General features: G+C 68.2%; 12 protein-coding genes. 5 read left to right on the top strand and 7 right to left on the bottom strand.

Translation table 11 applies throughout. The annotated features are described in order from the left end of the window. Positions 1–77 precede the first annotated feature (77 nt). Entirely contained in the window at positions 78–1,694 is a 1,617-nt protein-coding gene (locus P7V53_RS15365) for a lyase family protein (protein ID WP_280156339.1), read from the bottom strand. Between the two features lie 116 nt (positions 1,695–1,810). Then, on the bottom strand, positions 1,811–3,499 hold the full coding sequence (locus P7V53_RS15370) for a HAMP domain-containing sensor histidine kinase (protein WP_280156340.1): 1,689 nt from the start codon (positions 3,497–3,499) through the stop codon (positions 1,811–1,813). Positions 3,500–3,827: 328 nt separating this feature from the next. Here P7V53_RS15370 and P7V53_RS15375 point away from each other — a divergent pair, with 328 nt between their 5' ends. Next, entirely contained in the window at positions 3,828–5,153 is a 1,326-nt protein-coding gene (locus P7V53_RS15375; RefSeq protein ID WP_280156525.1) for an FAD-binding oxidoreductase, read from the top strand. A gap of 189 nt (positions 5,154–5,342) precedes the next feature. On the opposite strand, the gene P7V53_RS15380 is transcribed toward P7V53_RS15375, so the two are convergent. Genes P7V53_RS15380 through P7V53_RS15395 form a run of 4 tightly spaced genes read right to left on the bottom strand, consistent with a single transcriptional unit; the run spans position 5,343 to position 9,017 of the window. Continuing rightward, positions 5,343–6,620, bottom strand: coding sequence for an FAD-binding oxidoreductase (locus P7V53_RS15380; RefSeq protein ID WP_280156341.1), 1,278 nt, complete (start codon positions 6,618–6,620; stop codon positions 5,343–5,345). 44 nt (positions 6,621–6,664) lie between these two features. Next, positions 6,665–7,540 (bottom strand): GNAT family N-acetyltransferase, encoded by an 876-nt coding sequence (locus P7V53_RS15385; protein ID WP_280156342.1) that lies wholly within the window; start codon positions 7,538–7,540, stop codon positions 6,665–6,667. Next, a complete protein-coding gene (locus P7V53_RS15390; RefSeq protein ID WP_280156343.1) occupies positions 7,537–7,935 on the bottom strand; it encodes a RidA family protein in 399 nt (132 codons plus the stop codon). Before P7V53_RS15390 ends, P7V53_RS15385 begins: the two co-directional genes overlap by 4 nt. After that, on the bottom strand, positions 7,932–9,017 hold the full coding sequence (locus P7V53_RS15395; protein WP_280156526.1) for an alanine racemase: 1,086 nt from the start codon (positions 9,015–9,017) through the stop codon (positions 7,932–7,934). The genes P7V53_RS15390 and P7V53_RS15395 overlap by 4 nt, the downstream gene beginning before the upstream one ends. Before the next feature lie 239 nt (positions 9,018–9,256). On the opposite strand from P7V53_RS15395, the gene P7V53_RS15400 reads away from it, so the two are divergent. From P7V53_RS15400 to katG, 4 genes are all read left to right on the top strand, one after another. Beyond that, the gene (locus P7V53_RS15400; RefSeq protein WP_280156344.1) at positions 9,257–10,174 is read left to right on the top strand and encodes a LysR family transcriptional regulator; all 918 of its coding nucleotides are present in this window, start codon (positions 9,257–9,259) and stop codon (positions 10,172–10,174) included. 185 nt (positions 10,175–10,359) lie between these two features. Then, positions 10,360–10,794 (top strand): YbaN family protein, encoded by a 435-nt coding sequence (locus P7V53_RS15405; RefSeq protein WP_280156345.1) that lies wholly within the window; start codon positions 10,360–10,362, stop codon positions 10,792–10,794. Continuing rightward, positions 10,787–10,972, top strand: a complete 186-nt coding sequence (locus P7V53_RS15410) for a hypothetical protein (RefSeq protein WP_280156346.1) — start codon at positions 10,787–10,789, stop codon at positions 10,970–10,972. Before P7V53_RS15405 ends, P7V53_RS15410 begins: the two co-directional genes overlap by 8 nt. Positions 10,973–11,022: 50 nt before the next feature. Further along, positions 11,023–13,233: a catalase/peroxidase HPI gene (gene katG, locus P7V53_RS15415; protein WP_280156347.1), complete on the top strand. Its 2,211-nt coding sequence runs from the start codon at positions 11,023–11,025 to the stop codon at positions 13,231–13,233. Positions 13,234–13,366: 133 nt separating this feature from the next. Here the strand turns inward: katG and P7V53_RS15420 are convergent, their stop codons facing one another. Next, complete coding sequence (locus P7V53_RS15420) at positions 13,367–13,489, bottom strand: hypothetical protein (protein ID WP_280156348.1); 123 nt, start codon at positions 13,487–13,489, stop codon at positions 13,367–13,369. Positions 13,490–13,493: the final 4 nt, after the last annotated feature.

Consider the following 13,493-nt stretch of genomic DNA (forward strand, 5'->3'; position numbering starts at 1 on the left):
GCGCTGCGCCCAGGCGCAAATGGCTTGACAGCATGCGCAGCCCCTCGGCGTTGGCATGGCCGACCTGACCCCAGCCTTCAACGCGCCAGCAAGGCAGCAAACGCCCGGTTCAGGCTGGCCTCGGCTTCAGCGAGCTTGTGCCGTCGCTCCAGCGCCCACTGGCGATCACGCGCGAGGGCGGCCTGCGCCTCTGCCAGCATGCGGCTCACTTCGGCGGGCTGCGGGCCGCCGATGCCGACACGCGTCTTCACCATGCTCTCGGGAGAGAGCGTGCGCCGGAAGGCCGCTTCGTCCATCGGCAGTGCCGGCGGGCCAACGTTGTACTTTGCACGCGCTTCCACATAGATGCGTTGAGCCTCGCGGTACGGGAAAGTCTTGGGCAACAGGTTGTGCTGGCGCGCGTGCAACACGATCTCGGAAGCGAAATGGTGCCCGACCCGGAACGGAAGGCCGTGCTCACGTTGCAAGGTCTCGGCCAGCTCCATCGACGTTGTCCAGTCGGACTCGAGCTCCTCCAGCGCGCGCTTCGGGTCGATGCGCAGCACGGTCATCACGTTCGTCGCGTCGCGCAGCAACTGCGTCCCGAGCACGAAGGTGCGGGCGCCGCCGCTCAGCCACGTGTACTTGTAGTCGATCATGCCCGGCGTCACGTTGTGCGCCCGCATGAGCACCGACTGCACGGAACTGACGACGTCGCTCGCAAGGCCGCGCGTGTTCTGGATGACGCCCGGGTTCGCCTTCTGCGGCATTGCACTGCTGGTGTAAGTGCTGCCCGGTGCGAGCAGCATCCAGGGCCGGGTCTGGTGGTACTGCACGTGGACGTCCTGCATGAGCGTGCCGATGCGCAACGCCACTGAACCAGCGATCTGCGCGGCTTCTAGGCCGACGTCGTACTGGCTGATCTGCGTCGCGTCGTATCCGTTCACCGCCAGCCCGCCAAAGCCCAGCAGGTCGGACAGCCGTTGCCTGTCCAATGGCCAGCTTGAATTGGCGAGTACCGCGGTGCCGAGTGCGCTGCGGTCGATGCGCGGCCATGCCTGGCGAATGCGTTCACCATCGCGCGCAAACGAATCCGCATAGGCGAGCAGGTAGTGGCCCATGCTGATCGGCATCGCCTGCACGCCGTTGGTATACGAAGGCACCACGGTCTCGGCATGCTGCTGGGCAACAGTCAGCAATTGCGCGCGCCAGGCGTTGAGTGCGTCGGTGAAGTCGAGCAGTTCGGACCGCGTCTGCGCCATCGTCAACGTCGAGTGCATGTCCTGGCGGCTGCGTCCCGTGTGGATCAGCGTGGCCTCCGGTCCTGCCGCATCCGTGATGATCTTCTCCGTTTCCAGCACGTCCGCCGGCCGCATCCCGCCCGGACGCACCCCTTGGTCGATGGCGTGGGCGACGCCCCGCGCGATCGGGCCGGCAAGCTGGGGCGGGATGATGCCGCGCTCCACGTTCGCGACCGTCGAGGCCATGTTGATGCGACCGAACCAGTAGAAGTTGTCCTGCCGCTGCACCAGCGCGCTGGTGGCGCCGCGGGTCCGCTGCGCGAGAAGCTTGTCTGCTTCGGCGCGGCAGGCCTCAGTGGTTCGACAGTGTTCCTCGACGGTCGTCCATGGGGAAGGTGTCGCCTGCTGCGCATTCACGGTGCATGCGGTGGACACGGCAAACATCGACAAGATCGATTGGCGAAGGCGGTTCATGCAAGGCTCCTTGGCGGGGGAAGGCGGCGTGGAAAGGCGGCTGGAGGCAGGTCAAGCGCACGGCGATGGGCCACATCAGTGCCTTTGGAGGCGCTGCTGGCCCACACTGGATTTCTCTATTGCGCTTGCCCTTCTACCAGCGCCGTGATGGCACGGGACTGGCAGCCGTCGGCCAAGGTGGCCAGGCGCGCGGCGAACGCTGCGTAGCGCGGGTCCAGTCGCTTCAGGTGATCCGCGCGCTCTCGCACGGATCGCATGTTGCCCCTTCGCGCAAGCTCGCGCAGCACCTGCATCTCTTCGGGCGGCGGATACACCAGGCTGTTGGCGGTGCCGATGCTGCCGGCCCTTTCTGCCGGAAGAACCTCCGGTTCCTCGTAGACCGCTGCGCCGGCGTTCATCTCGCGCAGAGCACCGGGAAGCGTGAAGCAAAGTCGCGCGCCGCCGCCGTGGCCGGCGTGCGCCGACACCGTGCCGCCCATTGCCTGCACGGCGCGCCGCACGATGCTCAGCCCCAGACCGTAGCCTTCGTAGCGTCCGTCATGCGCGCGGTAGAAGGGCTCGAAGAGTTGCGCCGCGGTGGCAGCGTCGAAGCCGACCCCGTTGTCGCTCACGCAGACCGTGACGTCGCGCGCATGCGACGTTGCCTCGATGTCGATGCGGGGCGCGGCCGCGCCGCGCGTGAACTTGACAGCGTTGCTCACGAGGTTGACGAACACCGCGCGCAGCAGGTCGGGGTCGCCGAGCACCGCAGGCATGGGGGCGCGGTGGAACGACGGCCGCACCACGCCGGGCAGCGACAGCATCACCTCGTCGTAGGCCGCGCGCGCCAGCTCCCCCAGCGACACGGGGACGCGCCGCACGTTGGCGTCGCCCAGGCGCGCCAGATCGAGCATCGCGGCGACCATGCGCGCCGATGCGTCGCACTGCTCGGCGATGAGGGGCAGAGCGCGCTGCGCCATCACCATGTCGCCCTCGGCCAGCGCGTCGGTCGCCATGCGCGCCAGCTTCGACATGCCTCCCAGGGGACCGCGAAGGTCGTGCGACACGCCGCGCGTGAAGGCCTCGAGGCCCTCGATCAGTTCACGCAGGTGCGCCGTGCGCTGCGCGACGCGGTCTTCGAGTCGGGCGTTGGCTTCTCGCAGCTGCGCTTGCGCAGCTGCGCGCCGCTCGATCTCGGCGGCAAGCGCGGCGTGGCGGCGCAGCAGGCTGATGGCAAGCACGGCCATCCCGAACACCAGCACCGACAGCCCAGCGAAGTACTGCAGCTGCATGGGCGCGACGCCCGCGGCGCGTAGCGAGAAGGGCAGCAGCGGCAGCATGACGAGACCAGCCCCCAGGATCGCGTGGCCCTCGCCTGGTTGCTGCGCGGCGCGGCGGAAGGCCAGCACCGCCGGGCCGGCGTAGGCCAGCAGCACGCCCGCTTGGAAGACGACACGGGGCACGCGCGCGCTCACCGTCAGGGCCAGCACGAGCATGGCACCGGGCACCAGGGCGGCCAGTGTTGCCGCGCGGTGCCAACCCGCCGGCATGCCCAGGTACTGGAGCATGCCGGCGACGATGGCCAGCACCGCGGTTCCGATCAACATCGCCGACAACCGCAGTTGCAGCGTGTCGATCAGCGGACCGGTGAAGACCAGCAGGTCGGCATGCAGGTACCACGCCGCTATCAGCGTGAACGCCACCGCCAGTGTTCGCAAGCCCGCCTCGCGCGTGCGTGCGCCGACGGTGGCGTACAGCAGCGCGAGCACCGCGAAGCTGATTCCCTCGACTCGCAGGACGGTGAGGGTGGGCCAGGGCGCGTCCACGCGCCGATCCTAGCAGCACCCTGGCCGGCGGAACCGCCCGGCCCGGGCGTTGACGGCCCTGGTCATCGACTGCGACGTCGCGGGCCTGACGGTTCCCGAGCGTGCTTGCGCGGTCGGGGCCGTTCCCATGGCGAGGCTGTGCTTCAAGGCTCCGCCTCGGCGCTGCCAAAGCACATCGTTCTTTGCACGCGCGAAGAAAAGCAGGGTCGATTGCAAGGGACCCGTGATCCGGCAGCAACGTCTGCCCAACCGAACCTACGATGACCAGATGAACCTGCCACTGACCATGCGCCGCGCCCCAGGCGCCAACACGACAGTGTCAACCACCCTGCGTCAGCCGCTGCGCATCCTGGAAACCTCGTCGTCACTGCCCCAGCATGCCGACGTGGTGGTGATCGGCGGCGGCATCATCGGCGTGTTCGCTGCCTACTACATGGCCCGGCGCGGCCTCTCGGTGGCGGTGGTCGAAAAGGGCCACGTCGGTGCCGAGCAATCGAGCCGCAACTGGGGCTGGTGCCGCCAGCAGAACCGCGACGCGCGCGAGTTGCCGATGGCGACCAGGAGCCTTCAGCTCTGGGAGCAGTTCGGCGCCGACACCGGTGAAGACACGGGCTTCAACCGCCACGGGCTGCTCTACCTCAGCGACGACGACGAAGAGATCGAGCGCTGGGCGCGCTGGCGCGAGTTCGCCAAGACCGCCGGCGTGACGACGCACATGCTCAGCAGCCGCGAGGCCACCGAGCGCGGACGTGCTACCGGCCGCGTGTGGAAGGGCGGCGTCTTCTCGCCTTCCGATGGCACGGCCGATCCCGCCAGGGCGGCGCCGGCCGTAGCGGCTGCACTCATGAAGCTCGGGGGCAGCGTCCGCCAGAATTGCGCCGCGCGCGGCATCGAGCTCGAAGGCGGCCGCGTCAGCGGCGTGGTGACCGAGGTTGGAACCATCAAAACGCGCACGGCGGTTCTCGCGGGGGGCGCCTGGGCGTCCTCGTTCTGCCGCCAGCTGGGTATCCGCTTTCCGCTGGCCACGGTGCGGCAAGCGATCGTGCGCATGGCCCCGATGGAACAGCGGCTGCCTGACGCCTTGACCACGGCACGTGTCGCCGTGACGCGCCGCAGCGACAACAGCTACATCCTGGCCATCAGCGGCCGGGGGCGCGTGGATCCCACGGCGCAGCTCATGCGTTTCGCACCGCAGTTTGTCCCGATGTTTGCCAAGCGCTGGCGCAACGTGTTTCCGGGCGGTCTGGAAGGCCTGCGCTGGGGCCACGAAACCCTCGCGCGATGGAAGCTGGACGAGCCCACGCCCATGGAGCGGGCACGCATCCTCGACCCCACGCCAGACCCGGCGGGCGTGCGCGAAACCCACCGCCGCGCCCTGGCCTTGCTGCCCGCGCTGCGCGAGGCCAGCATCGCCAGTGCCTGGGCCGGCTACATCGACAGCACGCCGGACGGCGTCCCCGGCATCGGTGAAGTGCCGGAGGTGCCTGGATTCATCGTGGCGGCGGGCTTCTCGGGGCACGGCTTCGGCATCGGCCCGGGCGCGGGTCACCTCATCGCCGACCTGGTCACCGGTGCCGAACCCGTCTTCGATCCCGCGCCTTTCCGCCCGGGTCGATTCAATCGCTCAGCGTGGGGCAAGGTGGCTGATTTCTGAGTGCTTGTCATGTGGACTTGATCCCGTATCGATCGCGTTGCCACGCATCGATGGATGACGGGTCCAGCCCGCAATGACACTCAATCCATCACCGCCCGACCTTGTTTCGCCCCTCAGGCGCGTGCTTTCGTCGGGCCCGATCAGGCCGTTCAAGTTCTTGGGTTCGTTCATGGCGGTCGGCGGAAGGCTTCAGGCGAGCTTGTCCTTGAGCCGGTAATAGGCGCCTATCAGAGGCAGGAACCACGGAGGTCCGAAGTGGCCCGGGATGGCGGGCCAGGCGAAGTCCTTCCAGGGATTGAGCTCGGCGCGCCCGTCCATGACTTCGGCCATGATCGTCCCCATCAGGGTCGACATCTGGGTGCCGTGGCCGCTGTAGCCCATCGAGTAGTAGATGCCGTTGCGCTCGCCGGCGCGCGGGAGGCGGTCACGCGTCATGTCGACCATGCCGCCCCAGCAGTAGTCGATGCGTGCGTCGCGCAGCTCGGGAAAGACGTCGTGCAATGCCGCCTGCAGGATCGCGCCGCTCTTCGCGTCGGAGTTCGGGTTGGACACGGCGAAGCGCGCCCGTCCGCCGAAGAGCAGCCGGTCGTCGGGCGTGGTCCTGAAATAGTTGACCAGGTTCTTGGTGTCGACTGCCATCCGGCGCCGCGGCAACAGCCGGTCGAGCGTCTCTTTCGACAGGGGCTCGGTGACGATGAGGAACGCGCCGACCGGCACGATCCTGCGCCGGACCCAACCCAGCGGCCCGGTGTGCGAGGTTCCGCTCGCCAGCAGCACCTGCTTCGCATGCAGCCGGCCCTTGGGTGTGTCGATGGTGTGGCCGCCGCCGGGGGTGGGCCGCAGGCCCGTCATCGGCGTGCGCTCGTGGATCTCGACGCCCCACCGCGCCGCCGCTTCCCCCAGACCACGCACGAAGCGCCCCACGTGCATGCCGGCACTCTTGCGGTAGACCAGCCCGCCGCAATAGCGCTCCGACCCGACCTCGCCGGCCAGGTTGGCGCGGCTGACCATCTCGGTGTCGGGGTCGACGTTGGCCGCCAGCAATTCCTGGCTGCGCGCCAGCTTGCTGTAGTGCTCGGGCTTGGCCGCGAGCTTGATCTTGCCGACGCGCGAGAAGCTGCAGTCGATGTTCTCTTCTCGCACCAGGCGTTCGACCGTGTCGACGCCGGCGTCGAAGGCGCGGTAGAGCCGGTTCGCGACGTCCCTGCCGAGCGTGGCGGACAGCATGCCGTAGTCCTGGGCGAAGCCGTTGTTGCACATGCCGCCGTTGCGGCCGGACGCCGCGTTGCCGACGGTCTCCGCTTCGAGGAGGACGACACGCGCGCCCTTCTTGGCAAGCGCCAGCGCGGCCGAACATCCGGTCAGGCCGCCGCCGATCACTGCAACGTCGCAGCTGCCCTGCACAGGTCCTGCAGTGGCACTGCGGAAGGGCGCCGACGTGTCCAGCCAATACGAGGTCAGCTTCATGGCGGCGTTCCCGGCGTCTTCGAGCGCAGCATCACGTGTGTCTCCTAATTGAACGACTGGTTGGCCAGCGCAAACGTGCGTGCTGGCCCCGCCGGCGCGATCTGCGGTCCCTTGACCATGGCGGTGGCGTCACCGACGTGCTGCAGGCCGATGCCTTCGAGCCACCCGCCGAGCTGCGAGGTGGCGGACGTGTCGACGCGAACGAACACACGCCCGAGGCGCGCCAGCGCGGCCTCGATCAACGCGCGCGCGTCGGCCGCACTGTCGGCGACGACGGGACCGATGACGTGCCCGCGGCCGAACAGACGTGAGATGGCATAGCCGCGCGGCTCGCCGTCACGCACGAGCACATGGCCGTCACCGGCCTGGATGAGCCGATCCAGCATCCGCGGCCTGGCCCACCCCGTGGCCTGTCGATCCAGACGCGCGACCGCCTCGACATCCGATGCCGCCATCGGCCTGACCAGGCTGGCCGGGGGCGCCTGGTGGCGCTCGTGGGGAACGCCCTGGTGCTGTTGAATGACGCCGATGCGAACAAAGCCGCGCCTTTCATAAAGCGCCAGGCCTTCGGCCGTGGCGTTCAGCGTGATGGTCCGCGGCTGTGCCGCTGCCAGCAGCGAATCCATCAGCCGGGCACCGTAACCACGGCCTTGAGCAGCCTTGGCCACGATGATCATCCCGGCTGAAGCATGGTCCTCGCCGTTGGCCCACCAGGCCGCGGTCGCGATGACCGTGCCGGCGGTGTCTCGCAGCACGAAGCCCTGGCCCAGTTCCAGCGCGATGGCCCAGTCCTCGAGCCGATAAGGCCAGGACATCTCCTGCGAGAGCCGCAGGGCGCCTTCCAGGTGCTCCTTGGCAAACGGGAGCAGCACCACGTCGTCGTGGTCGCGGTGGCCGGGTCGGGTTGTCGTGGCGGTCATGGTTCGCGCACCGCGATGGCGTCGATCTCGACCAGGTACCCATAGTGCAGTTCAGGCACCGGAACCACGCTGCGCGCGGGGCACGCATCCGGCAGCATGGACGCATAGACCGCGTTGAAGCGTGGCCAGTTGGCGATGCCGACGATGTAGGCCGTCACCTTGACCAGCTGCTGCGGTGAACTGCCTGCCGCGCGCACGATCTCCAGCATGTTCTCGATCGCCTGCCTGGCCTGCGCCTCGAAGCCGTCGTCTTCCAACGGGCTTCCATCCGGCCGGATCGGCAACTGGCCAGAGACGAAGACGTGTGCACCCGAGACGACGGCCTGCGAGTAGTGGCCTGCCGGCTTCGGAGCGCGGTGCGTCAGGACAGCCCTCACGATCTGGCCGCCGCTCATTGCCAGCCCCCGAAACGCATCCACTCGGCTTCAATGCGGTCGGAGCTGCCGCGGACGACGTGATAGGCCCGATGCTGGGCGCCGGTGGCACAGGCGTGGTTCGGAAGAATCCGCACGCGGTCACCGATGGCGAGATCGGGCAGCACGCCGCCCGAGCCCGGTCGCACCGTGATGATCCCGTGCTCCTGGTTGGCGTCGGCAACGATCAGGTCGGGATAGGGCACGCCGGCGGTATCGCACACCAGCCCATAGCCTTGGTCGACGGCCTGCTTGCGGGTGCCCCTGTCCTGCGACAGAGCCATCCAGCCGGCGTCGACCAGGATCCATCCCTTGTCTCGCTGGTGGCCGATCACCGTCGCGAGCACCGAGACCGCGATGTCCTCGACCTGGCAGACACCGATCCCGGCCATCACGAGATCGAAGAACACGAAGACGCCGGCCCGGACTTCGGTCACGCCGGTGAGGTCAGTGGCGTTGTGCGCGGTCGGTGTCGAGCCGACGCTGACCACCGGGCAGGGCAGACCCGCTTCACGCAGGATGTCGGCGGCATCGACCACGCTGCGGCGCTCGACCTCGGCGCAAAGGCGCAAGGCCTCGGCCCCACAAGCCGAATAACTCGCGCCGGCGTGCGTGATCACGCCCCGCAGTTCCGCGCCGTCTTCGAGCGCTTGGCCAATGTCCAGCAGCAGCTGCCGGTGGGTCGGCAGCACCCCGCAGCGGTGGCCGTCGCAGTCGATCTCGATCAGCGCCGGAATGCGCGTTCCTGCCTGGCGCGAGGCAAGCGCCACGGCTTGTGCCTGCTCCACGGTGTCCAGCACCACGGTCACATCGGCGCCCCCGGCCCGCAGCGCGAGCACCTGCGGCAGTTTCGATGGCGCAATGCCGACCGCGTAGACGATGTCCCGCACGCCGGCGGCCGCGAACCGTTCCGCTTCAAGAAGCGTCGAAACGGTGGCCGGACCTGACGGCGACGCCATGACGCGTTGCGCGACGTCCACGGACTTGGACGTCTTGAGGTGCGGACGCAGCTTGACGCCCAGGCGGTCCAGCCTGGCTTTCAGACGTGCGACGTTCCGCTCCATCCGGTCGGCGTCGAGGACGGGGCAAGGCGTCGCCAGGTCCCCCAGCGTCGTTGAGATGTGTTCGGCTTGCGCCTGCTTCACGGCGGTGGCTTGGCCCAATGTCGCGCTCCGAGTTGTGCTTGTCCGATGCGGCCTGCTGGATGCGGACCGAACTGACCAAGTGAGATGGCCGGATGTTGCCCCTGACCGATTGAATCTACAATTTATCAAGACTGTATTCACACTTAAGGCTGGACTAAATGCTGACCTCTGAGGATCTGCGCTTCTTCAACGTGTTGGCCCAGTCCGCCTCTCTCGCTGAAGCTGCCCGGAAGATGGACGTCACGCCGCCGGCCGTGACCCAGCGCCTGCAGGCGCTGGAAGCACGGATCGGAATCCGGCTGATCGACCGTTCCGGCCGCAGGATGGTCCTCACCGATGAAGGCGATCTGGTCGCATCGCACGGGACGATCGTGGCCGAGGCGATGGAGGCGTTGTCCGAGGCCCTGGCCAATCGCAAGAAGGCCGTCAGCGGGCACCTGCGCATCGCCGCCCCACATGGCTTCGGCCGGCTGCATGTCGCACCCGTGGTCGATGCGTTTGCCAAAGCGCATCCCGGCGTGACGGTCACTCTCGACCTGTCCGACCATCCCGGCGCGCAGTTGGTCGAGAGCAGCGACGTCATCGTTCACATCGGACCGCCTGGCGCCCAGAACCAGATCGTCACCACGTTGGCGCCGAACCGTCGCGTCCTCTGCGCCAGCCCGGACTATCTCGCGAGTACTTCGCCGATTCGGTCGCCTTCAGACCTGCTGCGGCATCGATGCCTGGTCGTGAGAGAAAACGACGAGGACGTCACGTTGTGGCGCTTCGGGCACGCTTCGCGCGAGCCGGAGACCGTCCGGATCCGTCCCACGATGTGCAGCAATGACGGCGCGGTGGTGCGCGAGTGGGCGGTGGCAGGGCAGGGTGTCGCGATCCGGTCGGAGTGGAATGTCGCTGCCGACCTCACAGCCGGTCGGCTCAAGCGGGTGCTTGCAAGCTGGGAGGCTCCTGCCGCCGACGTTGTCGCCATGCTGGGCACCCGCTTCGGGCGAAGTGCGCGGGCAACGGCCTTTCTGACGATGCTGCGCCAATCCCTTTCGCCGGCACCTTGGAGGCGAAAGACAGCTCGATGATGCCGAGGCTGAGCACGCTCGGCGACTTTCTGCACCTCGATCTGGCGTGTGGCAAAGGCGGCTACACAGCGCTGCTATGGGCGGGATAGCTGCGACGCCTATGAGCGCCATTTGAGGAAACCAATTGTTCAGCACAGTTGGATTGATGAGACTGATCGCCATCGACGCAGCCTCACCCGCCTCCAATGGACAACCACGATCGATCGGCCGCATGGCACGCCACAGCCTGGCGAGTGTTCGGGGCCGCGAGCGTGGCCATCGGCATCGTCAATGCCTTCATTCCGCTGCTGCCCACCACGGTCTTCCTGCTCATCGGCGTCTGGGCCTGGGGCAAGGGCGCGCCTGAATGGCGGGCCCGCCTGCTGGCCCACCCGCGCTGGGGCGAGGCGCTGCGCCTGTGGGTGAACGGGCGGCAGGTCTCGCGCCGCGGCAAGCGCATGGCGACCCTGGGCATCGCGACGAACTGGGTTCTCAGTGCCGTGTTCATCGGCCCGACGACCGCGGTGTTGGCGGCAAGCCTCGGCCTCGCCGCATTGGTCGCATGGTTGTGGTGGCGCCCCGAGCCCGGGTCCGCCGCTTCGAGCGCCGACTTCCTCGCACGGAGCGTCCACCATGACTGAAGCCATCATGAAGCAGAGCCATCGCGTGCGGGCTCGCCGGGTTCAGCGGCTGCTGGGCGTCGGCATCGTGGCCGCGGGCTCGGTGGTGCTGGGGTCCAAGTCTCGATCCACCGACCTCGGCGGCGCGCGCGATCCGCCCGGCGGCGGCCCTGCAGCCGGTCCACGGCTGCATCAATGACGCGAGCGCATCAGAGCCTGTTCTCAACCGACACCAAAAGGACCACCCCCATGAGTAGCGAAAACAAATGCCCGTTCGGACACGACGCGCCCACCGCAGGCGCAGGCGGCCGCACCAACCGCGACTGGTGGCCGAACCAGCTGAATCTCAACATCCTGCATCAGCACACGTCCGAATCGAGCCCCATGCCGGCTGGCTTCAACTACGCCGAGGAGTTCAAGAAGCTCGACCTTGCGGCGGTGAAGAAAGACCTCCACGCGCTGATGACGGACTCGCAGGACTGGTGGCCGGCCGACTGGGGGCACTACGGCGGCCTGTTCATCCGCATGGCCTGGCACAGCGCCGGCACCTATCGGACGGCCGACGGCCGCGGCGGCGCCGGCACCGGCAATAAGCGCTTCGCCCCGCTCAACAGCTGGCCCGACAACGGCAACCTCGACAAGGCGCGCCGCCTGCTGTGGCCCATCAAGCGCAGGTACGGCAACCAGCTGTCGTGGGCCGACCTCATGATCCTGGCCGGCAACGTCGCGCTCGAATCCATGGGCTTCAAGACCTTCGGCTTCGGCGGCGGGCGCGAAGACATCTGGGCGCCCGAAGAAGACGTCCACTGGGGCGCCGAAGCCGAGTGGCTGGCCACCAGCGACAAACCCAACAGCCGCTACTCCGGCGACCGCCAGCTCGAGCACCCGCTGGCGGCCGTGCAGATGGGCCTCATCTACGTGAACCCCGAAGGCCCGGACGGCAACCCCGATCCGGTGGCTTCCGGTCGCGACGTGCGCGAGACCTTCGGCCGCATGGGCATGAACGACGAAGAGACCGTGGCGCTGATCGCCGGCGGCCACACCTTCGGCAAGGCGCACGGCGCCGGTGACCCCAAGCTGGTGGGTCCCGAGCCGGAAGCCGCCCCGCTCGAAGCCATGGGCTTCGGCTGGATCAACCAGTTCGAGTCGGGCAAGGGCGTGCACACCACCACCAGCGGCATCGAAGGCGCGTGGAAGCCGAACCCGACGCAGTGGGACAACGGCTACTTCGACATGCTGTTCGGCCACGACTGGGAGCTGACCAGGAGCCCGGCCGGCGCGAAGCAGTGGGTCGCGAAGAACGTGAGGCCCGAGCACATGATCCCGGACGCGCACGATCCGTCGAGGAAGCATGCGCCGATGATGACCACGGCCGACCTCTCGCTGCGCTTCGACCCGATCTATGAGCCGATCGCGCGGCGCTTCCACCAGGACCCGGCCGCCTTTGCCGACGCCTTCGCCCGCGCGTGGTTCAAGCTGACGCACCGCGACATGGGCCCGAAGTCACGCTTGCTCGGCGCCGAAGTGCCAGCCGAGGACCTGATCTGGCAGGACCCGGTGCCCGTCGTGAACCACCCGCTGATCGATGCGAACGACATCGCCGCGCTGAAGGTCAAGATCCTGGCGTTCGGCCTGTCGGTGAGCGAGCTCGTGTCCACGGCGTGGGCCAGCGCCTCGACCTTCCGCGGCTCGGACAAGCGCGGCGGCGCCAACGGCGCCCGCATCCGCCTCGCGCCGCAGAAGGACTGGGAAGCCAACCAGCCGGCCCAGCTGGCCAAGGTGCTGTCGGCGCTCGAAACGCTGCAGCGCGACTTCAATGCCGCCGACCGCGGCGGCAAGCAGGTGTCGCTGGCCGACCTGGTCGTGCTGGGCGGCTGCGCGGCCATCGAGCAGGCGGCGAGGGCGGGCGGGTACCCCATCGAGGTGCCCTTCACGCCGGGCCGCACCGATGCCACTCAGGAGCAGACCGACGCCGAGTCGTTCGCGGTGCTGGAGCCGGTGGCCGATGGCTTCCGCAACTACCTGAAGACGAACTACACCGTGCCCGCCGAGGCGCTGCTGGTCGACAAGGCGCAACTGCTCACGCTAACCGCGCCTGAGATGACGGTGCTCGTGGGCGGCCTGCGGAGCCTGGGAGCCACCGTCGGCCAGGCCCGGCATGGCGTGTTCACCCGGCGCCCGGGCGTGCTCAGCACCGACTTCTTCACGAACCTTCTCGACATGGGCACCGTATGGAAGCCGACCTCGCCGGCAGCCGACGTGTTCGAGGGCCGGGATCGCCGCACGGCCGAGTTGAAGTGGACGGCCACGCGCGTGGACCTCGTGTTCGGCTCCAACTCGCAGCTGCGCGCGCTGGCCGAGGTGTATGCCAGCGACGACACGCAGCAGAGGTTCGTGCACGAGTTCGTGGTCGCCTGGAACAAGGTGATGAACCTTGATCGCTTCGACCTGAAAAGGTGATCCAGCGCGCGGTCGAAGCCTTCGCCGCGCAGGTGAGGAGGCCGCAGGAGACCCGTAGAGATGCGGGCCTTCGGCGGTCTGCTCCTTGCGTCGCTGCAGTCAGTTCGCAGGCAGCCAGCGACCCCGACGTTGATCAATGCAGGGTCACGTGCGGCTCCGTGCGCCGCGTGATCAGCCGCGCCATCGTGTCCAGCGCCACCTTCGCCGGATAGTGCAACGCCAGCTGGTGCATCGCGATGCGTGAAAATCGCGTCACCGAC

Origin of the sequence: Piscinibacter sp. XHJ-5 (assembly GCF_029855045.1) — a bacterium.
Taxonomy (GTDB): domain Bacteria; phylum Pseudomonadota; class Gammaproteobacteria; order Burkholderiales; family Burkholderiaceae_C; genus Albitalea.